Origin of the sequence: Micromonospora sp. WMMA1923 (assembly GCF_049179195.1) — a bacterium.
GTDB lineage: Bacteria > Actinomycetota > Actinomycetes > Mycobacteriales > Micromonosporaceae > Micromonospora > Micromonospora yangpuensis.
Window position 1 is genome coordinate 6,240,475 of sequence record NZ_JBMHLZ010000001.1, and the last position, 20,799, is coordinate 6,261,273.

At 71.3% G+C, this 20,799-nt stretch carries 21 protein-coding genes and 1 pseudogene; 6 read left to right on the top strand and 16 right to left on the bottom strand.

All coding sequences use genetic code 11. From position 1 onward, the window contains the following. Positions 1 to 59: 59 nt before the first annotated feature. A pseudogene (locus tag ACN28G_RS28480) lies at positions 60 to 500 on the top strand (SAM-dependent methyltransferase); the annotation flags it as partial. Positions 501 to 503: 3 nt separating this feature from the next. Here the strand turns inward: ACN28G_RS28480 and ACN28G_RS28485 are convergent. The 8 genes from ACN28G_RS28485 to ACN28G_RS28520 all read right to left on the bottom strand — a co-directional run bounded on the left by ACN28G_RS28485 (position 504) and on the right by ACN28G_RS28520 (position 6,035). Then, positions 504 to 1,193 carry a hypothetical protein gene (locus ACN28G_RS28485; protein ID WP_091433652.1) on the bottom strand — a complete coding sequence of 230 codons (690 nt, stop codon included), beginning with the start codon at positions 1,191 to 1,193 and terminating at the stop codon, positions 504 to 506. Positions 1,194 to 1,254: 61 nt separating this feature from the next. Further along, on the bottom strand, positions 1,255 to 1,875 hold the full coding sequence (locus ACN28G_RS28490) for a class I SAM-dependent methyltransferase (protein WP_175440415.1): 621 nt from the start codon (positions 1,873 to 1,875) through the stop codon (positions 1,255 to 1,257). A 64-nt stretch (positions 1,876 to 1,939) separates the two neighbouring features. Then, positions 1,940 to 2,599 carry an HD domain-containing protein gene (locus tag ACN28G_RS28495; protein ID WP_175440416.1) on the bottom strand — a complete coding sequence of 220 codons (660 nt, stop codon included), beginning with the start codon at positions 2,597 to 2,599 and terminating at the stop codon, positions 1,940 to 1,942. Positions 2,600 to 2,621: 22 nt separating this feature from the next. Continuing rightward, complete coding sequence (locus ACN28G_RS28500) at positions 2,622 to 3,170, bottom strand: 2'-5' RNA ligase family protein (protein ID WP_421480748.1); 549 nt, start codon at positions 3,168 to 3,170, stop codon at positions 2,622 to 2,624. Then, positions 3,167 to 3,649 carry an adenylyltransferase/cytidyltransferase family protein gene (locus ACN28G_RS28505; protein WP_091433674.1) on the bottom strand — a complete coding sequence of 161 codons (483 nt, stop codon included), beginning with the start codon at positions 3,647 to 3,649 and terminating at the stop codon, positions 3,167 to 3,169. Before ACN28G_RS28505 ends, ACN28G_RS28500 begins: the two co-directional genes overlap by 4 nt. Then, a complete protein-coding gene (locus ACN28G_RS28510; RefSeq protein ID WP_091433677.1) occupies positions 3,646 to 4,323 on the bottom strand; it encodes a hypothetical protein in 678 nt (225 codons plus the stop codon). Before ACN28G_RS28510 ends, ACN28G_RS28505 begins: the two co-directional genes overlap by 4 nt. Next, positions 4,323 to 5,441: a tetratricopeptide repeat protein gene (locus ACN28G_RS28515; RefSeq protein ID WP_139135560.1), complete on the bottom strand. Its 1,119-nt coding sequence runs from the start codon at positions 5,439 to 5,441 to the stop codon at positions 4,323 to 4,325. Before ACN28G_RS28515 ends, ACN28G_RS28510 begins: the two co-directional genes overlap by 1 nt. A 126-nt stretch (positions 5,442 to 5,567) precedes the next feature. Beyond that, complete coding sequence (locus ACN28G_RS28520; RefSeq protein WP_091433683.1) at positions 5,568 to 6,035, bottom strand: hypothetical protein; 468 nt, start codon at positions 6,033 to 6,035, stop codon at positions 5,568 to 5,570. Between the two features lie 114 nt (positions 6,036 to 6,149). On the opposite strand from ACN28G_RS28520, the gene ACN28G_RS28525 reads away from it, so the two are divergent. Beyond that, a complete protein-coding gene (locus ACN28G_RS28525) occupies positions 6,150 to 7,025 on the top strand; it encodes a bifunctional helix-turn-helix transcriptional regulator/GNAT family N-acetyltransferase (protein ID WP_421480749.1) in 876 nt (291 codons plus the stop codon). A gap of 95 nt (positions 7,026 to 7,120) precedes the next feature. Further along, positions 7,121 to 7,873 carry a TIGR03089 family protein gene (locus ACN28G_RS28530; RefSeq protein WP_421480750.1) on the top strand — a complete coding sequence of 251 codons (753 nt, stop codon included), beginning with the start codon at positions 7,121 to 7,123 and terminating at the stop codon, positions 7,871 to 7,873. Between the two features lie 59 nt (positions 7,874 to 7,932). Here the strand turns inward: ACN28G_RS28530 and ACN28G_RS28535 are convergent, their stop codons facing one another. The 4 genes from ACN28G_RS28535 to ACN28G_RS28550 form a co-directional block, all read right to left on the bottom strand. Then, entirely contained in the window at positions 7,933 to 8,997 is a 1,065-nt protein-coding gene (locus tag ACN28G_RS28535) for a hypothetical protein (RefSeq protein ID WP_421480751.1), read from the bottom strand. Positions 8,998 to 9,105: 108 nt separating this feature from the next. Continuing rightward, positions 9,106 to 10,422, bottom strand: coding sequence for a hypothetical protein (locus ACN28G_RS28540; protein WP_421480752.1), 1,317 nt, complete (start codon positions 10,420 to 10,422; stop codon positions 9,106 to 9,108). A 30-nt stretch (positions 10,423 to 10,452) separates the two neighbouring features. Continuing rightward, positions 10,453 to 11,151, bottom strand: a complete 699-nt coding sequence (locus ACN28G_RS28545) for a hypothetical protein (RefSeq protein ID WP_421480753.1) — start codon at positions 11,149 to 11,151, stop codon at positions 10,453 to 10,455. 145 nt (positions 11,152 to 11,296) lie between these two features. Then, the gene (locus ACN28G_RS28550; RefSeq protein ID WP_091433701.1) at positions 11,297 to 12,976 is read right to left on the bottom strand and encodes a DNA repair helicase XPB; all 1,680 of its coding nucleotides are present in this window, start codon (positions 12,974 to 12,976) and stop codon (positions 11,297 to 11,299) included. Positions 12,977 to 13,141: 165 nt separating this feature from the next. On the opposite strand from ACN28G_RS28550, the gene ACN28G_RS28555 reads away from it, so the two are divergent. Then, positions 13,142 to 13,378 carry a hypothetical protein gene (locus ACN28G_RS28555; RefSeq protein ID WP_091433704.1) on the top strand — a complete coding sequence of 79 codons (237 nt, stop codon included), beginning with the start codon at positions 13,142 to 13,144 and terminating at the stop codon, positions 13,376 to 13,378. A gap of 4 nt (positions 13,379 to 13,382) precedes the next feature. Here the strand turns inward: ACN28G_RS28555 and ACN28G_RS28560 are convergent, their stop codons facing one another. After that, on the bottom strand, positions 13,383 to 15,866 hold the full coding sequence (locus tag ACN28G_RS28560) for a helicase-associated domain-containing protein (protein WP_421480754.1): 2,484 nt from the start codon (positions 15,864 to 15,866) through the stop codon (positions 13,383 to 13,385). A gap of 84 nt (positions 15,867 to 15,950) precedes the next feature. On the opposite strand from ACN28G_RS28560, the gene ACN28G_RS28565 reads away from it, so the two are divergent. Next, complete coding sequence (locus tag ACN28G_RS28565) at positions 15,951 to 16,574, top strand: HAD family hydrolase (RefSeq protein ID WP_091433711.1); 624 nt, start codon at positions 15,951 to 15,953, stop codon at positions 16,572 to 16,574. A gap of 28 nt (positions 16,575 to 16,602) precedes the next feature. Beyond that, positions 16,603 to 16,989 (top strand): cold-shock protein, encoded by a 387-nt coding sequence (locus tag ACN28G_RS28570; protein ID WP_091433714.1) that lies wholly within the window; start codon positions 16,603 to 16,605, stop codon positions 16,987 to 16,989. On the opposite strand, the gene ACN28G_RS28575 is transcribed toward ACN28G_RS28570, so the two are convergent. The 3 genes from ACN28G_RS28575 to ACN28G_RS28585 form a co-directional block, all read right to left on the bottom strand. Continuing rightward, on the bottom strand, positions 16,950 to 17,846 hold the full coding sequence (locus ACN28G_RS28575) for a 1,4-dihydroxy-6-naphthoate synthase (RefSeq protein WP_421480755.1): 897 nt from the start codon (positions 17,844 to 17,846) through the stop codon (positions 16,950 to 16,952). The genes ACN28G_RS28570 and ACN28G_RS28575 overlap by 40 nt on opposite strands. 401 nt (positions 17,847 to 18,247) lie before the next feature. Next, positions 18,248 to 18,937, bottom strand: a complete 690-nt coding sequence (locus ACN28G_RS28580; RefSeq protein WP_091433721.1) for a futalosine hydrolase — start codon at positions 18,935 to 18,937, stop codon at positions 18,248 to 18,250. A 118-nt stretch (positions 18,938 to 19,055) separates the two neighbouring features. Beyond that, entirely contained in the window at positions 19,056 to 20,744 is a 1,689-nt protein-coding gene (locus ACN28G_RS28585; RefSeq protein WP_421480756.1) for an MFS transporter, read from the bottom strand. Positions 20,745 to 20,799 lie beyond the last annotated feature (55 nt).

Here is a 20,799-nt window from a genome sequence, read left to right on the forward strand (position 1 = left end):
CCACCCTGACGGCTGCCGAGGTGACGCGGTTCACTTTTCCGTCCGATCTGGACTTCAACCTGGATGCCGGCTTCGACCTGGTCACCAGCCGGCACCCGGTCGCACCCGACTGGCCGGAGATCGCCCGGATTCTGGTCGACGGCGGCACCTACCTGGCCCAGCACGTCGGGCCGGCGTCGGTCTTCGAGCTGATCGAGTGCTTCCTCGGGCCGCAGCCGACGCATCGGCGGGACCGGGACCCGGCCCAGGAGTCGGCTGCGGCCGAGGCGGCCGGGCTGCGGGTGGTGGACCTGCGCAGCGTCCGGTGCCGGATGGAGCTGTTCGACGTCGGGGCGGTCGTCTACCTGCTGCGCAAGTGCGTCTGGTGGGTGCCGGACTTCCAGGTCGAGCGGTACCGGGACACGCTCGTGCGGCTCGATGGGCACATCCGCGAGCACGGCTGTTTCGTCGCGTACTCGACCCGTACCCTGATCGAGGCGCGGCGGGTGGTCGGGGGCTGACGGTTACCGGCGGGCGGGTCCCTGGGGCGTCGGTGCGCCGGGCCAGCCGAAGAACTGTTGACCGTAGGGGCCCTGAGGGGCCATGGGTGGCGGCGGCTGGTGTGGGTTCGACGGCGCGTACTGCGTTGCCCGGGCCTGCGCGACCCCGGCCAACGCGGTCTGGTCTTGGGCGACCGGTCCGGCTGACCACGACGACTGTGCGGGCGGCGCGGTCAGCTCCTGAATCTTGCCACTGACGACGGAGTTCACACCATTTTGGAGTGTTTGGATCTCCTGTTCGCAGCTCTTCGTCTCGTCGGTGCTGCCGAGGATTCTAGCCTGCTTGGCGCGTTCGATCTGGGGCGGCTCACCGGGGAGGTTCGGCATGGGCCAGTGACCGCCGAGCAGGTAACTTCCCTGCATCCCCGTCTCCGCATCGCGGAAGACGATGTGGGTGCTGTTGCTCAGCGTCTCACGGCCCGGTTCGGAGTAGTAGTTGCCCTTCCCTTTGTCGATCGCATCCATGGCCTTCGCTCGCACCGATTGGTTATGTCCCACGACGCTTTCGAGATAGGTCAGCTGCTCAAGCGCGTATGCCGCATCGTTGGCGATGGGCGCTTGCTGGTCGCGGCTGAGCTGCTCGAAGTTCGCTCGAATTTCCGGATCCAGGCGGTGCCGCAGCTGTTCGATCGCTTGGTCTGTGGTCAGGGGCATGGCGGTTACTCCGTTCGGTCGTCGCGCTCCGCTGCCTTGACGGCTGGCGGCCCCGGCTGGTTCAACCCGGACGCTTCTGAAAGGCGAGGATCCGGTGCCCGGCGATGTCTGGTACGTCCCTTTCGCCGACTACCTTCCAGCCCGTGCGCTCCACTGACTCCCGTGACCGCACGCCGCCCGGCCCGTACGTGTTGACGACGAGGTGGCCGCCCCCTCTGGTAATGCGGTGCAGTTCCTCGAAGGCGCGTACCGGCAGCGTGAAGTGCAGGACGAAACAGGCAACTGTGAGGTCCATCCGGGAGTTCCCGATGGGAATGTCACCGTCGGTGGAGATCTGGAACACCCGTCCCTTCGGCCTGGACCGGCGCAGCGAAGCGAAGCTTATGTCGCACCCGAGCACGTGGGCGTTCGGCAATCTGGTGGCAAGTGTCCGGGAGAACCTGCCGTCACCGGTTCCGAAGTCCAGCACGACCGGCCCTGCGTCGGCGGCCGCGATCCTCTCCGCCGCCGCCTCGCGGAGCTGGTGGGCCACCTTCGCGTAGATCGTCTCGTCGATCAGTTCGTCCATGAACTCAAGACGCAGTTCACACAGCTCGGCAACCATCGAAGGATCGAGATCGTGCACCGGTAGCGGGCTGTACAGGCGATCCATGAACCGGAACCACGGCCGGCCGTCGATCATCAGTTGTCGCGGTCCTCGGGGTTGGCCAGGTGCCAGGAGCAGGAAGGAGCCGTGCCGGGTGAGGTCAAACATCGCTCCAGGAACCTATTCTCACGCCCCGGTCGAGCTGCCACCGCACTTCCTCGGCGATGCTGTCGGCGAGGAGCGGGTGTCGGCGCTCGGCGAGCGGAACATGAAACTGTACGGCCTGCCAGAGCCAGCGGGGAATCTTCCGGTAGGCCTGGTGTCGGTCGTCGACGAACCGACACGAGATCAGATTGTCCAACACATCGACCAGATGGACCAGCAGGGTGATCCCGCCCTCGGCGGAGACCCGCTGCCACTTCTCCTGCTTCCGCTGCGAGCGGGCCGTTGACGACTCGCCGACAGTGGCCGGAGCGGAGAGCAGCACGACCGACCGGGCGACCTGCCCACCGTAGTCGCGGGCCAGCTCGGCAGCGGTGACGCCGCAGTCCTCGACGACGTCGTGCAGCAGCGAGATGAGGACCGTCTCCACCGGGCCGGCCGGGCGGTAGGCGAGACTCAGCAGGGCGACGCGTCGGGGATGGACGATGTACGGCGACCCGTCCCCCCTGGTCTGGCCGCGGTGCCACGTCTCGGCCTGGCGGTCGCAGCGCAGCACGGTCTGGGCCCCGGTTGGCTCGTACGACGCGTCCTGTGTCGCCTGGGCGAGCAGGTTCCGGTAGGACTCCGCAGGCTCGATGGATTCGCGGAGTCGCGTCACGGTCCGCCCGAAAGCAGGCGCGTCAGAGGTGGATGGACTTGAGGACTTCAAGCTTTATCCCCTTCGGTCCGCTTCTGGCGATGTCGATCGTGCTGACGGTGGCTGGCGGAATCGGGGGAGCGGTGTTGATTATCCCGTCCAACTGCGCCCCGGACTGCTCCGTGCACGAGATGGTGAGGTGCGGGGTGGCGCTGGTGCGGGACGGTTCCGCGTAGATGTCCACCAACCGCGACTGGATCAGTGACCGCCAGTTGGCCACCCGGTCGGGGAGCACCACGTCGAGGAGGATGTAGCGGCCGGTCTCCGTTTCACGGTAGGCGGGACCAAACGTCATGTCGAATGGCCCGCCGAGTTCGGTCAGCAGGCTGCGGGTCGCTTCCTCGACAGCGGCCACCCTGCTGCTCGGCAACAGTCCCATCGCCACCGTCACGTGCGGTTCGGAGTTGCCGGCTGCTCCCAGCCGCACCTGTACCGGCACCTCGGCCGCCACCGCGTCACTGAGCCGTACGCAGGTGGAGCGGGCCGAACCCCCCACCGGAAAGCTGACACCTACCTTGATCAGGTCGGTCACGCCTGCTTCCTCCTTATGTCCTCGATGATGTCGCTGGTGGACCGTTCCTGGGGTCGCGGTAGCTGCATGAGCCTGATCTCCAGTCGCCGCAGTTCCGCGATGTCAGCTGTCGAGAAGTACTCGAAGTGGGTCGCGCAGAAGCAGGAGGGGCGAACCGCGAGGATGGTCGAGCACGGGTTCGTGTCGTCGTAGGGGACAATGTAGTCGATCATTGTGAGGCTCGACAGGATGCCGACCCGTTCACGAAAGGTCAGAATCGGTCGACCCGGACCCTTGCGTCGCCTGACCGATGTGTCGGTGGCAAGCGCCACCACCAGGGAGTCTCCGTGTTCCCGGGCCATCCAGAGAGATTCCACGTGACCGAGGTGGGTGAGGTCGTAGACACCCTTGGCCATCGAGATCCGCCCGAGCCGGTTCCGGATCTCGGTGCTCTGCAGATGAGGCAGGTCGACCAGTCGTGACCTGGGTGACCGGTTCACGGGGCTGATCCTGGAGTTGGTCCGGCGGTCAGGTCGGGGAACTCCCCGATTATGTGGCGGAGCACGGTGTGTGCGGTGTCCACCACCCGGCCGTTCAGTTCGGCGGTGTCCACCAGGACGACCTTGCTGGCCATGCCGATATCGGCTCGCGTATCGGCGACCGCCCGCGCGGAGAACTCAAGCTCGTGCAGGAAGGATCTGTTCATAACTCGGCCGGCACCGGTCGAGAGCTTGTTTCTGGTCTCCCGGTCGAGGCTCAACTCGGGAGTGGTGACGAAGATGAAGCAGAGGTCCGGGCGCGGGACATCAGTGCAGCCGAGCAGCGCGGTGACAAGCGCTTGATGGGAGTCTGAGACCCGGCCCATGCGAGTAAGTGCATCGGTGAAGATGAATCGGTCGACCGGTCCCCGGTCCATCAGGTGAATCTGGGGAGACCTTCTGCGGCTGTTCCCCTCCAGCAGGTACTGGACCGCCTGGCAGGCGAGGTAGACGTTCAGGGCGCCAAGATCCTCCTTGCCGACCGGAGCGTAGCGTCCGCCGCCGTGGAACTCCGCGATGTCCGCGCCGGACCGGCGCAGATAGTGGCTGATGACGTCCACGATCGTCGTCTTGCCGCTTTTCGGCATGCCGGCGAACTCGATGTAGGTGTTCCCCGCACGGATAGCCTGGGACATCAGTTTCCTTCCCTGAGCACTCGTTTTCGAGCGGACACGACGTCGGCCTCGGGAAAAGCCTGAAGAGACGCTTCGGCATCCAGGTCGATGCCTTTTGCCGCGAGGTAGAAGGTCATGTGGCCGAGGACCGCCTGCCGGTCCCGCGCCTCGTGGCACGCCACGGCGAGAAGTGCCACGATCTTGTTTGCCGCGTCCTCCTGCTCCGGAGTGTCGAGGCTGCGGCGATACGTCCACTCGATGGTCATGCACCAGATTTCCTTGATCCTTCTGGCACTCCTGAGCGTCTCGGCGTCGGCGTGGGCGTCGCGCAGCACGGGAATCGCGGCCCGGTCGTCCTGGAGCTTGGTGAGGATGAGGGCCTGATAGAACTTTCCGAACGGCTCTCGCGGGGCAACCCTCGTCGCCTCCCCGAAGGCCGACAGCGCGTCCTCGTACCGTTCGCTGTCTCTGAGTAGCAGCCCCAGGTAGTTCCAGTTGTCGCTGGACTTCGGATCGAGGTCGACTGCCCGCTCGGCAAAGTCGATGGCCTCGGTCAGGTTGACGTAGCGACGACAGGTGGAGAGCGCCCGCCAGGCGTCCGCGTTCAGGGGATCCCGGGTCGTCGCCGCACGCAGCACGCGTTCGGCACGGCTGTTGAAGCCCTTGTTCACCAGGGCCCGCGCGAAACGGACCTGAATCCGCGGATTGTCGGGTTGAAGCTCCAGCGCCTGCTGGTAGGAGGAGATCGCTCGATCGTAGTCCGCTTTCGCGTACGCCACCTGTCCCTCGTGGAACAGATGTGCGGTCATCACGAGCGCCTCAAGGTCGACGTGGAGGCTCTTGAGCTTGCCCTCGATCTCGTCACGGGTCTCCTGGGCCGCGGCCAGGGCCCTACTCAACTCGCGTTGCCGTCGCCTGATCGTCGCCATCTCCCGCAGGCCCAGGAACGCCAGCAGGGCGAGGAAGAGGGTCAGCACCGTGACGACACCGACGCTGATCTGAAGGGCCAGGTTGGCGGTGTCGAGATAGGTCCCGGGGTCCAGTGCGGGGGGTGGTGCGTCCCCACCGGGCGGCGCAGTCCCGGGTGGCGGCAGGCTGATCAGGGGAGAAAGCGGTGTGCGGCCGGATCCGAGCGGCACCGTTGATCTCCTTGCTGCTGGGCCAGAAGATTCATCGACCCCGATTATGTGGGGTGGGTGCACGCGCGTGAAGGTGTGGCGTTGGCGCAGCAGTTTTCTGCCGGTCGGAGCGGCTTGTGGCGGAGGCTACCGCTGGCCTCGCAGCTGGGGTGGCGGTGCGTTGCCCGGGCCGCCGCTGAACTGCTGCCAGGCCGGGGGCGGCGGGAACTGGGTGGTGGGGTGCTGGCTCGACGGCGGGTACCCGGCTGCCCGTGCCTGCGTCACCTCCGCCAGGGTGGCCTGGTCCGGCGGAGCTGGTGTCGGTGGTCGCACGCGCAGGATCGCGTCACGCACCCTGGTGTCCAGTGTCGACGTGGCAAGTTCCAGCTGGTCGGTGTGGTACATGATCTCGTTCGTGCTGGAGTACCGGCCGTTGGCCTTGGCGTGTTGGATCTGTTCCGCCTCGCCGGCCTGTACAAGGTGGTGGTTCTGGAGCAGGTGACTGCCCTGCCGGTTCGCCCAGACGACGTGATCCCGGTTTTCCTCGGGCTGGCCGGCTGCCCGGTAGAAGGACGCCTTTCCTGCCGCCACCGCCGCACAGGCCTGGTCCTTCACCGCTTCGCTCGGTCTCTGCTGACGGTGGCGATGACGGATGCCGGATGCCTGTCGGTTCAACCCAGACCCCGCCTGACCTTGCCGATCGTGGCTTTCTCTGACTATGGTCAGAGAATGGACGGGGTGTTGGTGGGGCAGGTGCGGCGGTTCAACCGTACGGTCACCCAGCGGATCGGGGTGCTCACCGACACGTACCTGGCGCGTGGGCGGTCGCTGGGGCAGTGCCGGGTGCTGTGGGAGGTCGGTCCGGAGGGGATCGAGGTCCGCGCGCTGCGCGCCCGCCTCGACCTGGACTCCGGCTACCTCAGCCGGTTGCTGCGCGCCCTGGAGACCGAAGGGCTCGTCGTGGTCGAGGCCGACGACGACGACGCCCGGGTACGCCGGATCCGGCTCACCCCGGCCGGCGTCACCGAACGGGCCGAGCTGGACCGGCGCTCCGACGAGCTGGCCGCCTCGATCCTGACGCCGCTCGACGGGCGGCAGCGGGACCGGCTGGTGGCGGCGATGGCCGAGGTGGAACGGCTGCTGCTCGCCTCGATGGTGGAGGTCACCGCCACCGAACCGACGCACGCCGACGCCCGGCACTGCCTGCGGGCGTACGCGGAGGAGTTGAACTCGCGTTTCGCGGCCGGCTTCGACCTGACGCGGGCCCAACCGGCGGACCTGACCCCGCCGGCCGGGCTGCTGCTGGTGGCCCGGTTGCACGCCGCGCCGGTCGGCTGCGGCGCGCTGGTCTTCAAGGGTGACCGGGTGGCGGAGATCAAGCGGCTCTGGGTGTCCACCTCGGTCCGCGGGCTGGGCCTGGGCCGTCGGTTGCTCACCGAACTGGAGACCACCGCCACCGACCACGGGGTACGCCTGCTGCGGCTGGACACCAACAGCGCGCTGCCGGAGGCGACCGCCCTGTACCGCTCGGCCGGCTACCAGGAGGTGGACCGGTTCAACGACGACCCGTACCCGGAGCTGTTCTTCGCCAAGCAGCTCGGCTGACTCGGGCGCCGCTCGCCGGGCACCCCCGGCCGGCCTGACCGGGTTAGGGTGAGGACGATCGTGCTCACCCTGCGTATCCGGCTGGAGAGTTCTTCGTGGACGCTGCCCTTCCCGTGCTGGTCCCCGGCGATGTTCCCGGGGGCGAGCAGCCGCTGCTCACCTACCTCGACGGGACGACCGGGGAACGCACCGAGCTGACCGCCGCCGAGCTGGGCGGCTGGGCGGCCCGCAGCGCCGGGTTGCTGCGCGACGGGTGCGGGCTGGCCCCGGGCAGTCGGGTCGCGGTGCTGCTGCCGCCGCACTGGCGTACCGCGGCGGTGTTGCTCGGGGCGTGGTCGGTGGGGCTGACGGTGTCGTTCCGGCCGCGCGCCACGGCGGGCCTGCCGGTGCTGGAGCCCGGCGGCGACCGACCCTACGACGCGGTCTTCGTCACCCCGGCCCGGCTCGACGACTGGCTGGAGGAGGTGCCCGCCGGCACCCACCGCTACCTGGTAGGCACCGGGGCGCAGCCGCTGGTCGAGCCGCCGGCCGGCTGGCTGGACTGGTCGATCGAGGTGCTCCGGCACGGCGACACGCCACCCGCGCACCACCTGATCCACCCGGCCGATCCGGCGAGCCCCGACGGCACCAGCTACGGCGCGTTGGGGCGGATCGCCGCCGAGATGGCCGGGCAGCTGGACCTGCGGGCCGGTGACCGGTTGCTGGTGGACGTGGCCGAGCACGAGCAGCCGTTGAAGTGGCTGCTCGCGCCGCTGCTCACCGGGGCGTCGGTGCTGCTCGTCGCCGACCTCGACCCGGACCGCCGGGCTGCCCTGATCGACGCCGAGCAGATCACCCGCACGCTCTGACCCCGCGCCGGCCCGGACCCGCCGCGTGCCGGGTCCGTGGTCGGTGGGACCGCGCCGGCTCAGCGGCCCGGTGGGGAGACCCGGCGGGACAGGGTGGCCGCGTGGTGCTTCGCCGGGGTGGTGTGGCCGTACCAGCTGCTCGGTGTGCTGGTATTCTCCCACCGGCGGGCCTCGCCGACGCTCTTCGCGGCGAGTCCGACCGCCTGGAGGCTGAGGCCGGCGTACCGGGCGACCGGGTTGGCGGTGGCGACCCCACCGGCGATGGTGGCCGCGCCCACCGCGCTGAACAGGCCGCCCATCAGCTTGGGCACGTTCACCCCCTTGCCCTGGACTCCCCGGACCACCTCGCTGGCGAACTCGCCGGCCGCCGTACCGCCGGCGAACAGGGCGGCGGCCACCGCCGTCGGGATCGGTCCGGCCGTTCCGGTGCCGCCGGTGTCGAGGCTGCGCTGCTCCAGCTGGCGCTGGGTGCGTAGCGCCACGGCCTGTAGCACCGGGGCGGCGGTGGTGACGAAGGCGCCCACCATCTTGGCGATGTCCCCGCTCGGCGTACGGGTCAGAGCGGGGGTGCCGTCCTCCCACCGGTACCCCTCGCCGATGCCCTTGAGGACCAGGCCGACGTCCTGCACGCCCATGCCGGCGTACCGGGTCGGATCGACCCGGTTGGCCATGCCACCCACGTTGACCAGCAGCCCACCGGAGGTGAGGACGCCGCCGAGCAGCTTCGGCACGTTGATCCGGCCCTCCTGGAGGTACTTGACCACCTCACTTGCCGCGTCGCCGATCGCGGTGGCGATGGAGACACCGACCCCGGCGGTGGCCAGCTGCTGGCCCTGACCGGCCACGTTGGCGATGCCCACCCCGGGCACCGCCAGCGCGACGGCCGCCCCGATCGACTTGGCCAGGTCCCCGTCCAGGTACGACCGCCGGACCGGCTCGTACCCACCCGACTCCGGCGAGCCGGGTGGGCGGTGTCCCGGGTACGGCGGCGGGCTGGGTTGCCGGGAAACTGCCGGGCTGGATTGCGGGGAGACCGCCGGGCTGGGCTGCCGGGAGACTGCCGGGCTGGAGTCGCGGGAGGGGGGCAACGGGATCTGCGCGGGGTCGACGGGCTGTCGTACCACGGGAGGACTCCTCGCCTCGGAACCACTGGCGAGGCAAGGCTAGGAAGCCGAAACGGCCGGATCCCTACCCGAAGGTGAACGGAACGGGTCCCGGAGGCGGCAGGCGGGTCACCGCCGCTGACCCGCCCCGGGACGGCCCTGGGCCTGGCTCGATCCGCCTGCCGGCGGTGAGTACCCGGAGGGCGCGGACTGCGCGGTCTGATGTCGCCAAGACTCGGGCATCTGCTGCCACAGCGGGGCGGACGGGCGCGTCGGGGACGCTCCACCCTGCCCGTGTAGTCGTTGCAGGTCCGTCGCCGCCCGGTACAGCGGGCCGCTGACATGACCTGCCTCCACCATCATCCCCACGACGGTGGCGGCGGCTGCCGCCTGCTGATCGGGGCCAATGTTCGCCATCCTCGCGATCTGGTAGTTGAGTTTCCCGGTGAGCTCCGGTGCGAGATGGGGGCGCTCGTTCAGAAAGGCCCGTTCCAGTGACCGCCTGCTGTCCTGAAAGGATGGTGCCGGATTGGACATCGAGTGCGGCAGGGTGGCTGCCCTGGCCGGTGCGGGCAGGGAACTCTCCGATGCGTTCCCCGCCACCGGGTGCGTCGCCCGTCGAACGGCCGGACGCGGGGGATCCGTGGGGCCGGTCCGTGAGGCGGGAAAGGCCGCGGCAATCGCCTTGAAGGTCTCCTTGGCCTGCGAGGCGGCTGTGTAGAGTCCCCAGTTCGACCCGTCGACGCGGCCGTCCGGTCTGCGGAGGGCCGCCAGCACGCCGCGGACCGCGGACAGGTTCTGCCGCACGTCGTTCGGGTCCGGCTCCGGTCGCCAGGACGCCCGCTGCCCGAGGAGGCCGTCCACCTGGCTCAGGGTCTCGTTCGAGATGGGGGAGACCCGCTCGTGCAGAGTCTGCCAGAGGCTGGTCATCGTGTCGTAGGCGAGTTTCCTGGTGCCCTCGGGGAGAGGGTTCCGTGGTGGCTGTCTGGCCGGCGGCGGGGACTGCAGGGCGGCGGCACTGCTGGTCACGGCGGTCTCCGAGCCGTACCGCACCCTCGGCAGGGTGACCTCGGGAGCCGACCAGGTGTGACCGGTCGACCTGAAATCCACCACGGCGGCGTCCTGGTACTTGCCGATCACCTCATTGGTGAGCAGGTACGCGTAGTCTGTCTTGTCCAGGCCGGACTCGATCAGGTGCCGCTTTGCCAGCTTGGCCAGGGTCAGGTTGACTGACCGGACGCTCTCCAGGCTGTCGCTATTCGCCTCGCGCCACGCATTTGCCTCGTCGAGGACAGGCGCGACACGCGACCAGTGGCTTCGGTCGGTCAGCCTGCGCAGATCGCGAAGCGCCTCGGTGAGCTCAGTGAAGTCCCGCTCGCTTCGCTCCTTCGCGGCCTGTTGGGCACCGCCGAGGGAAGCGGGCCCACGGCCGGGGTAGTCGTACATGTCGCCTCCTCCTCACGGTCAGCGGACCCGCTACGGTCGATGCGACTGGTTGCCGGAGCGGCGGTGGTGCTCGCGGCCGTGGTGCTCGCGGGTGGCGCTGCTGGTCGGCGCGGCACCGCCGGTGGCTCCGCGCCGGCTCCGCCCGGCCGCCGCCTCGGCGACGGACATGCTCGCCCGGACCGAGGCCAACTCCTCGTCGCTCAGCGGTTGCGCACCCGGGGGCAGCGGGGGGAGCGGAAGGGGCGGTCCGGCCCAGGGCCGGGGAGCCTGGGGCGGGGGGAAGGTCGGATCGAGGTGGGTGGACCAGAACGGCGACGTCCCCGCCGGGCTTCCCCAGCCGGCCGCCTCGCTGGTCAGCGCCGGGCCCCGGTAGTCGGCCGGGTCCCAGTTCGTGCGCGCGTCGTGCTCCGCGACGAGCCGCTGCCGGACCCCCGTCGCCTGCTGGTAGAGGGGGTCCCCGGTCAGGTTGTGCCGTTGCAGCGTCGACAGGACCTGGTCGAGGCCCAGTCGGTTGTCCTCGTATCCGTAGGCCTGGCCCGTGTAGGCCAGGGCGTTCGTGAGCATGTTCCGCACATTGGGGTCGAGGTCGGTGCGGGCGCGGACGGCGTTGTCGAGACTGATCAGCGCCTGCTGTCCCCTTGACGGTGGCAGGCTGTCGACGCGGGCCTGGGCCACTGCGGCCTGGTCTGCCAGGAAGTCCATGTACTCGTCGTACCCGGCATCACTCATCGTCGACCTCCTGGTGTCTGGGCGTGGCCGGTGCTGCCCGGCCACGTCGCACTACGGCCCAGGAGGGCCACCGGTTCGCCGTCGAACCGACTTTTCGCTGGTCGCCGTATCGCCTGTCGTCGCTTTTCGTGCTGACCCGCGTAACTCAGTCGACCGAGGGTAGGGGCGGGCCGAGGACGTCGTCGGCGTCGACGATGGTGTAGGCGTACCCCTGCTCGGCGAGGAAGCGTTGCCGGTGGGCGGCGTACTCGGTGTCGATGGTGTCCCGGGAGACCACTGTGTAGAAGTGCGCCTGCCGGCGGTCGGCCTTGGGGCGCAGCACCCGGCCGAGGCGTTGGGCCTCCTCCTGCCGGGAGCCGAAGGTGCCGGAGACCTGGATCGCCACCGCCGCCTCCGGCAGGTCGATGGAGAAGTTGCCCACCTTCGAGATGACCAGGGTACGGACCTCACCCGAGCGGAACGCGTCGAAGAGCCGCTCCCGCTCCTTGTTGGTGGTCGACCCCTGGATGATCGGCGCGTCGAGGTACTCGCCGAGCTGGTGCAACTGGTCGATGTACCCGCCGATCACCAGCACCTGGTCGTCGGCGTGCCGCCGCACCAGGGCCCGGACCACCGGCAGCTTGGTGCGCGCGGTGGCCGCCATCCGGTACCGCTCCTCGGCCTCGGCCGTCGCGTACGACATCCGCTCGGCGTCGGTGAGGGTGACCCGTACCTCGGTGCACTCGGCCGGGGCGATCCAGCCCTGCTGCTCGATGTCCTTCCACGGCGCGTCGTACCGCTTCGGGCCGATCAGGCTGAACACGTCGCCCTCCCGGCCGTCCTCCCGGACCAGGGTCGCGGTCAGGCCGAGCCGGCGACGGGCCTGCAGGTCGGCGGTGAACCGGAAGATCGGCGCGGGCAGCAGGTGCACCTCGTCGTAGACGACCAGCCCCCAGTCCCGGGCCCCGAACAGGTCCAGGTGGGTGAAGGCGCCACCGCGCCGCGCGGTGAGCACCTGGTACGTGGCGATGGTGACCGGCCGGATCTCCTTGCGCTCGCCGGAGTACTCGCCGATCTCCTCCTCGGTCAGCGAGGTGCGGGCGATCAGCTCCCGCTTCCACTGCCGGCCGGCCACCGTGTTGGTCACCAGGATCAGGGTGGTCGCCTTCGCCTCGGCCATCGCCGCCGCCCCGACCAGGGTCTTGCCCGCGCCGCAGGGCAGCACCACCACACCGGAGCCGCCGGCCCAGAACGCCTCCACCGCCTCCCGCTGGTACGACCGCAGCGTCCACGGCTTCGACCCGTCCCCGCCCGCCTCGGCCAGCTCGATCGGGTGCGCCTCACCGTCGACGTACCCGGCCAGGTCCTCCGCCGGCCAACCCAGCTTGAGTAGCGCCTGCTTGAGCCGGCCCCGCTCGGAGGGGTGCACCGCGATGGTGTCGTCGTCGAGCTTGTTGCCGAGCATCCCGGCGAGCTTCTTGCTCTTGGCGACCTCGATCAGCACCATCCGGTCCAGGCCGCGCAGGACCAGGCCGTGCGCCGGGTCGTTGGCCAGCTGCAGCCGGCCGTACCGGTCCATGGTCTCGGCCACGTCGACCAGCAGCCCGTGCGGCACCGGGTAGCGGGAGTACTTGATCAGCGAGTCGACCACGCCCTCGGCGTCGTGGCCGGCGGCGCGGGCGTTCCAGAGCCCCAACGGGGTCAACCGGTACGTGTGCACGTGCTCCGGAGAGCGTTCCAGCTCGGCGAAGGGCGCGATCGCCATCCGGCAGGCCTGCGCGTCGGGATGGTCGATCTCCAACAGCAGGGTCTTGTCGGACTGCACGATCAGTGGTCCACCGCTCACCCGGGTGTCCTCTCTGCGCTGTGACGTCGCCGGCCGACCGTGGCTGACCTGCCCCGGGCCGACCTACCAGTGTTACACGCCGAAATACCGTCCGGACCTGTCACTTCGCCCGTACCGGTGCCACCCTGGTAGGGCCGGTGCCGGACGAACGGGGAGGCTGAGGCGATGACCGTCGACCGTGAGGCGATCTCCGGGGAGGAACGGACACCGGTCGAGGAGGTGTCCACGGCCACCGTGATGGCGTACGCGTTCGCCGCGATCGTGCTGTTCGGGTGGTTTCTCTTCGGGTGGCTGGTGCTCCAGCAGGGCTTCGTCGCCTCGGTGGGTGAGGCGGCCGGTGCCGGGTTCGCCCTGCTGCTGGCCGTGACGATCATCGGCAGCGTCCGGCGCAGTCGCCGCTGACCGGTTACTTCTCCCGGACCGCCGCGGTGATCCGGTGCAGGGCGAAGGTGTGCAGCATCTCGGTGCGCTCGTCCTCGGCCCGCAGGTAACCAGCGCCTATCGACACCGGCCGCAGCAGCCGCGACGCGGTCGCCCCGTGCGCGTCGACGTAGCCCACCCAGACCAGCGCCTTCTCCCGTACCGCCTGCTGCAACACGGCGATGGCGTCGGCGTGGCCGGTCACCGGCACCGGGCCGGTCCGCTCGGTGGGGGTGCCGCCGCGCACCGACACCGGTGCCCGGCGGGCCGCCCGCGACGCCGCCTCGCCCCGCCGGATCTGCTCCACCACCCCCAGCAGGCGTGGCATCGCCAGCCTCGGCGTGGCCAGCGGATCGACCGCCCGGCTCGCCGCCGGCACCCGGGTCGGGGCCCGCCGGGCCTTCGGCCGGGACAACACGATCGCCCCGGCCGCGTCCTCCGGCACCGGGGCGTACCCGGCGTCACGCAACGCGGTCAACAGCCGGTTGATCTGGTACGGCGTGACCAGCACCGTCGGGGCCAACCGGCGCAACGCCAACGCCTCCAACCGCCGGTCCACCAGCACCTCGGCCAGCAACGACTCGTCGTCGCTGCGCAGGTACCCGCCGGCCGAGCCGGCCCGCAGGCCACCGTGCTTGCGGGCCACGTCGTCGATCAGGTACGTCAACCCCTGCGGCACCGGGGTACGCGACCGGGCGGCGAAGAGGCCGTGCAGGTCGTCGGCGGAGTACCCGGAGTCCAACGCCCGCCGGACACTCGCCGGGCTGACCCGGTGCACGCTGGCCCCACCGGCGGACTCGTGCTCGGCCACCACCTCCAACTCGGCGGCCAGCGCCGGATCGGGTGGACCGGGCACCACCACGCTCAGGTCGGCCTGCACCAGGAAATGGTCGACAGGTGCCGGCAGCAGCGCGTCCAACGCCCGCACGACTGTCGACGCCTGGCCCGGATCGGCCTCGGTGAGCAGCCCCAACGGATCGGTGTCCCGCTCGTCGGCGGCGGTGACGTCGTCCAACAGCAGCCGCCCGTACGAGGTGAGCGCCCCCAGCCCGGTCACGCCCAGCGTGGCCGCCTCGGTGAGCACCTGCCGGTGGGCGGCCTCCCGGCCCCGGCTGCGGCGCGGCGCCCGCCACTCCAGCAGCGCCAACACCTCCTCGGCGGTGGGTGCGGTGGCCGGCACCAGATCGGCCAGCACCCCGAGCACCGCCCGCCGGGCGGCCGGCGCACCGGCCCGTTCCGCCTCGGCGGAGAGCACCGGGATCGGGCGGTCCCGGTCGTCGCGCTGCCCGACCAGCCCGGCCTGCCGGGACATGGTCAGCCAGGCGCGGGCCAGCTGCTCCCACCGCTGGGCCAGCGAACCGGCCCGCCACACCTCGTACCCGGCGGTGGCCAGCACCTGCTGGTCGGCGCCGTACCGGCCGCCGGTGGCACCGGGCAGGTCCAGCTCGCCGATCAGTCCGGCCGCGTGCGCCACCTCCAGCAGCAACGCCGTCGCCGACTCGTCCACCCCGACCGTACGGGCCAGCCGACGCAGGTCACGTACCCCGATACCGCCCGAACGCAGCATCGGCGCCGGCTCGGCGATCAGCTGCTCCACCAGCGCCTCGGTCTGGCGTACCAGCTCCATGGTCTGCCCGGCCCCGGCGGAGTCGGCGGCCTTCGGCTCGCGCGGCGCGGCGGCCACCGGCGGCGGCGCGGAACGCAACGCGCCGAGCGGGCCGGTGTCCCGGCGCAACAGCAGCCCGACCTCCCGGGGCAGCTCCACGGTGCCCGGGGTGCCGGCCCGACCGCCGGCCACCACGGCCAGCAGCCGGTTGTCGACCAGCCACCGCACCGGCGAACCGGTCGGGGTGCCGCCGTTGGTCGGATCCGGCGGCAGGCTCTGCTCGGCCCCCGCCGCCGGTGCCTGCAACGCCCCCGGCGGGACGCTGCCCACCGGCGGTCCGGCGGCCAGCCGGTCCAGGATCGCCCGGGCCGAGGGCGGCGCGGCCAGCAGCGTGCGCCGTAGCTTCGCCGGGTCCGCGCAGAGCGCCGCCGTCGCCGGGGCCAGCTCCGCCGCCGGTCGACCCAACCCCGCCGGGTACGGGGCCAGCTCGTCGACGGACTCGACGACCCGCAGGTCGCTCTCCGGGCCGTACAGCAGGAACCGGGCGCGCAGCCGCTGCACCGCCGAACGGACACTGGTCGGCGCGGGCGGGTGCGCGCCGGCGGTGGCCATGGCGAGCACCGCCTCGACGGAGGTGGTGCCCTCCTCGGGATGCCGGGTCAGCCGGGCGGCGTCGAGAATCAGGAGGGTGAACTGGTCCAGCCCGTCCAGGGCGCGGGCCACCGAGACCCGGGAGTTGGCCCGGGTGGCGAGCGCGCCGAAGTCGGCCGGCACCGGTACGACCAGGTCCGGCCGCAACTGGAGCAGCGCGGCGAGGGCGTCGTCGGGAAGCGACCGCAGGTGGTCCGCGAGTGAGGTGGTCATCGTCGTTCCACGCTAGCCCGCGGGGTGGCCCTCGCGCCCCTCGGACGTCCGGCTGGGGTGCGGCGTCCCGGGTACCGTCGCGGGATGCCCCTTCTGACGGTCGGCTTCGACCTCGACATGACCCTGGTCGACTCGCGTCCCGGCATCGCCGCCACGTTCCGCGCGCTGAGCGCCCGTACCGGCGTGTACGTCGACACCGACGCGGTGGTGTCCCGACTGGGACCCCCGTTGCGTACCGAACTCGCCCGCTGGTTCCCGGCCGACCAGGTGGAGGCGGCGGTGCTGGTCTACCGGGAGCTGTACCCGGCGTACGCGATCACGCCCACCGTGCCGATGCCCGGCGCGGAGGCGGCGATCGAGGCGGTGCACGCCCGGGGCGGCCGGGTGATGGTGGTCACCGCCAAGATGGGCCCGCTGGCCCGGCTGCACCTGGACCACCTCGGCCTGGCCGTCGACGAGCTGGCCGGCGACCTCTTCGCCGAGCAGAAGGCCACTGCGCTGCGCGAACACGGTGCGACCCACTACGTCGGCGACCACACCGCCGACATGGTGGCCGCCGACACGGCCGGGGTGCCCGGGATCGCGGTCGCCACCGGCCCCTGCACGGCGCAGGAGCTACGCGACGCGGGGGCCGCGCAGGTGCTCGACGATCTCACCGGATTCCCGGCGGCACTCGACGCCATGATCCGGCTAGCCTTGACGGAGTAGTCGTCTCGAGCGAAGCAGGGGTCTGAAGGTGCCGACGGGTCGAGTGAAGTGGTACGACGCGGCCAAGGGATACGGGTTCGTCACCAGTGACGAGGGTGGCGACGTGTTCCTGCCGAAGGGCGCGCTACCGGCGGGTGTCACCGACCTCAAGGGTGGTCAGCGGGTCGACTTCAGTGTGGTGGACAGCCGCCGTGGCGCCCAGGCGATGGGGGTGAAGCTGCTCGACGCCCCGCCGTCAATGGCGGAGCTGCGGCGACGCCCGGCCGAGGAGCTGCACGGCCTGGTCGAGGACATGATCAAGGTGCTGGAGGCGAAGGTCCAGCCGGACCTGCGGCGGGGGCGTTTCCCCGACCGCAGGACCGCGCAGAAGATCGCTCAACTGGTCCACGCGGTCGCCAACGAGCTGGAGGTCTGAGGGACCAGCCCGGCCTCGGTGGCCCGACCCAACAGCGCCCGTACGGCGGCCAGCCCCGCGTCCCCCAGGTTCGCGGTGAACTCGTTGACGTACAGGTCGATGTGCCGGTCCACCACGTCGGGCTCCATCTCCTGGGCGTGTGCCAGCACGTACGGTCGGCTCACCGCCGGGTCGGCCCAGGCCTGCCGGACGGACTCCCGGATCCACCCGGCGGCGGCCTGCGGGTCGACCACGCCCCGGCGGGCCAGGATCGCGCCGAGCGGGATCGGCAGGCCGGTGTCGGCCTCCCACCACTCGCCCAGGTCCACCAGGGCGGTCAGCCCGTGCCGGTGATAGGTGAACCGCGCCTCGTGGATCACCAGACCGGCGTCGTACCGCCCGGCCGCCACCCCCGGCATGATCTCGTGGAACGGGACCACCTCGATCCGCGCCGGTGGCCGCTGCGCCGACCAGAGCCGGAACAACAGGTACGCCGTGGTCCGGTCCCCCGGGACCGCCACGGTGGCCCCGGTCAGGTCGCCCGCCGGGGTGCTGCCCCCGGTCCTGCCCGTCGGGGTGCTGCCCCCGGTCCTGCCCGTCGGGGTCGGGTGGTCCTGCCGGGTGAGCACCAGCGGGCCGCAGCCACGCCCGAGGGCACCACCACAGGGCAGTAGGTGGTAGTCGTCGAGGAGCCAGGGCAGCGCCGCGTAACTCACCTTGACCAGGTCGTAGGCCCCCCGCTCGGCGGCGGTGTTGGTCACGTCCACGTCGGCGAAGGTCACCTCGACCGGTGGTGCTCCCGGCACCCGCCCGTGCACCAGGGCGTCGAAGACGAACGTGTCGTTGGGACAGGGCGAGATCGCCAGGGAGAGCGCCACGCCCCCACGGTAACCCGCCTAGCTCCCCTCCCCGCGCCGCCCTGCTCCCGTGCCCCTCGCCCTGCTCCCCGCGCTGCCCTGCTCCCCGCGCTGCCCTGCTCCCCGCGCTGCCCTGCTCCCCGCGCTGCCCTGCTCCCCGCGCTGCCCTGCTCCCCGCGCTGCCCTGCTCCCCGCGCTGCCCTGCTCCCCGTGCCCCTCGCCCTGCTCCGCCGCCCGGCTCGCGTATGCGATCCGGGTGTAGATCTTGGACACTTACCGTTCTATTTCGACGGTAAGTGTCCAAGATCTACCTCGGAGCCCGGCTTTGGGCGATGGCGGGGGGCGTGATTGGGGGATTTGCGGGGTTTGGGGTGGCTGGTTTGGGTGGCGCTGCTTCGTGTTGGTGGGGGTGCCGTTCGCAGTCAGCAGCCCGGCGGCGTAGCTGCTTGATCACCGGTCGGGCCCAGCGCCGCCGCCGCAGCGGTCAGGGCGGTCAGCGCGGTACCGAGCTGCCAGGCAGCCCGGTCACGGGGGCCGATCGGGTTGGAGATGGTGCGCAGCTCGACGAAGGGGAGCCGGGCCTGGTCGGCGGCGACCGCGACGGCGTACCCCTCCATGGCCTCGGCCACGGCGGTGGGGTGCCGGGCGACCAGGGCGGCGGTGCTGGTGACGGTGCCGGTCACCGTGCTTACCGTCAACACCGGCCCGACGGTCGCCCCGGGCAGCCGTTGGCGTAGCCGGGTCAGCAGGGTCGGGTCGGCGGCGAGCACGCTCGGCGCACCTAGTAGTTCCGCCGGCATGCCCAACTCCTCGACGGGGAGGAACCCCTCGGGGGACTCGGCACCCAGGTCGGCGGCGACGCTGTGGTCACCCAGCACGGTCCCGCCGACCGGCACCCGACCGGGGAAGCCGCCGGCGACGCCCGCGCTTACCACCCCCTGGTACGGCCGGCCGGCAGCCTCGGCGAGCGCGAGCAGCCGGGCGGTGGCGGCACCGGCCACGGCGGGGCCGACTCCGACGGGTACCACGGTCACCGTCGTCGGATCGGCGAGTCCCTGCCGGACCGCCTCCGCCTCGGCGGGCACCGCGGTCACCACCAACAGCCCAGTCACCGACGGCCTCCCGGCCCGGTCCCGCCCGGCTTCGTGCGGCCGGTGGTGCCGGTCCCACCCGGCTTCGTGCGGCCGGTGGTGTCGGTTGCGGTCGGCATCGGGTCTCCGGTCGGGTCGGTCACGGCAGTGAGCCGGGTGACTCACGGCGACCGCTGTCGTCCTTGCCCGCGGCACCGCCGACGGTGGAGGAGGGGCGGTAGATGTGGTAGCCCGGTGGTGCGGTCCGGGTCGCGTCGGCCGGTGCCGGGCGTGGGCCGGCGGGTGCCGGTGACGTGGGGGTGGGATCGTCGGCACCACCGGTGTCGCCGGTGTCGATGGGCTTTCCGGCCGGGCCCGGCCCGTCGGTGCCGGGTCGGTCCGGGCTGGGGTGGTGGCCCGGCTCGTCGGCGGGCGGCGAAGTGGTCGACAGTTCGTCGTCGGCCAGCGGGCGTCCGACCAGGCGTTCGGCGCGCAGTCGACCGGCCACCAGTACCCCCCGGGCGGCGGCCAGCACGGCGACGGCGGCGGCGACGGCGATGCCGGTCCGGCCGGTGAAGGGGACGAGTCCCAGCGCGCCGCCGGCCACGAAGGCGAGCATCAGCGCGGTTTCGGAGTGGGCGAAGGAACTGGCGCGCAGCCGTTCCGGAATCCGCTCCTGGATCGAGGCGTCCACGGCGAGTTTGGCGATGCCGCTGAAGAGGGCGGCCACCACGCAGAGCAGGGTGACCATGGCCAGCGAGAACTTCAGGGTGGCCAGGATCGCCACGCCGGCCACGATGACCAGGCCGCTGGACTGCAGGGCGGCGGGCCGGTGGATACGCAGTCGGGTGCCGATCGCGGTGGCCAGGAAGGTGCCGACGGCCAGCGCGCCGCCGACCACCCCGAGCGCCAGCTCCGGGCCCAGGTCCCGGCCGAAGAAGGTGGTGTCCAGGTCGCCCTTCTTGAGGGCGAACGCCAGGAAGAGCAGCAGGAAACCGTAGACCGCGCGGAGGGTGGCGGCGCCGGTCAGGGTGGCGATGACCAGGCGGCCGGCCGGTCGGCCCCGGCCCAACGGTCGGTCGCCGTCGCGGCGCCACAGCGCCCGTAGTGGACGGGGGACCCGCTCCGGTGGCTCGGAGTCGGCCTTCGGTGGCAGCCGTAGCGCGACCACCATGCCGATCAGGAAGATCACCGAGGCGACCCGCAGCGGCCACTGCGGGCCGAACCAGAAGGCGGCCAAGCCGATCGGTGCGACCAGTGCGCCGGCGATCGTGCCGTAGACACTGGCCCGGGCGCCGGCCTGGGACAGGCCGAGGCCGTCCGGGAGTAACCGGGGTACCGCCGCCGAGCGGGCCACCCCGTACGCCCGGGAGAGCGCCAGGACACCGAACGCGGCCGGGTAGAGCCCGAAAGCGTGGATGTAGTCGGAGATCAACCAGGCCAGGAAGGCCCGGCCCAGCATGGTGACGGCCAGCGCGTACCGCCGGCCGTGCCGGAAGTGGTCGAGCAGTGGACCGACCACCGGTGCCAGCATGGCGAACGGCACCATCGTCACCAGCAGGTAGAGCGCTACCTTGCTGCGCGCCTCACCAAGCGGAACGTTGAAGAAGATCGTCCCGGCCAGGCCGATCGCGATCAGGGTGTCCCCGGCACAGGAGACGGCGTGCAGGTCGAAGAGCCGGACCATGCCGGTCTCGCCACCGGCGCCCCGGGTCCGGGCCTGCCCGGCCTGCCGGGTGACCCAGCGTCCGCTGCGGGCCGAGCCGCGGAACAGCAGCCGGGTGGCCCGGATGCCGGTGCCGACGGTCCGCCCGAGTGCGGACCGCCCGGAGCGGGAGAACAACGGCATGTGCACCATCCTCACCCATCTGCTGCGCCCGTGCCCACCACTGTGGCAGAAGGTT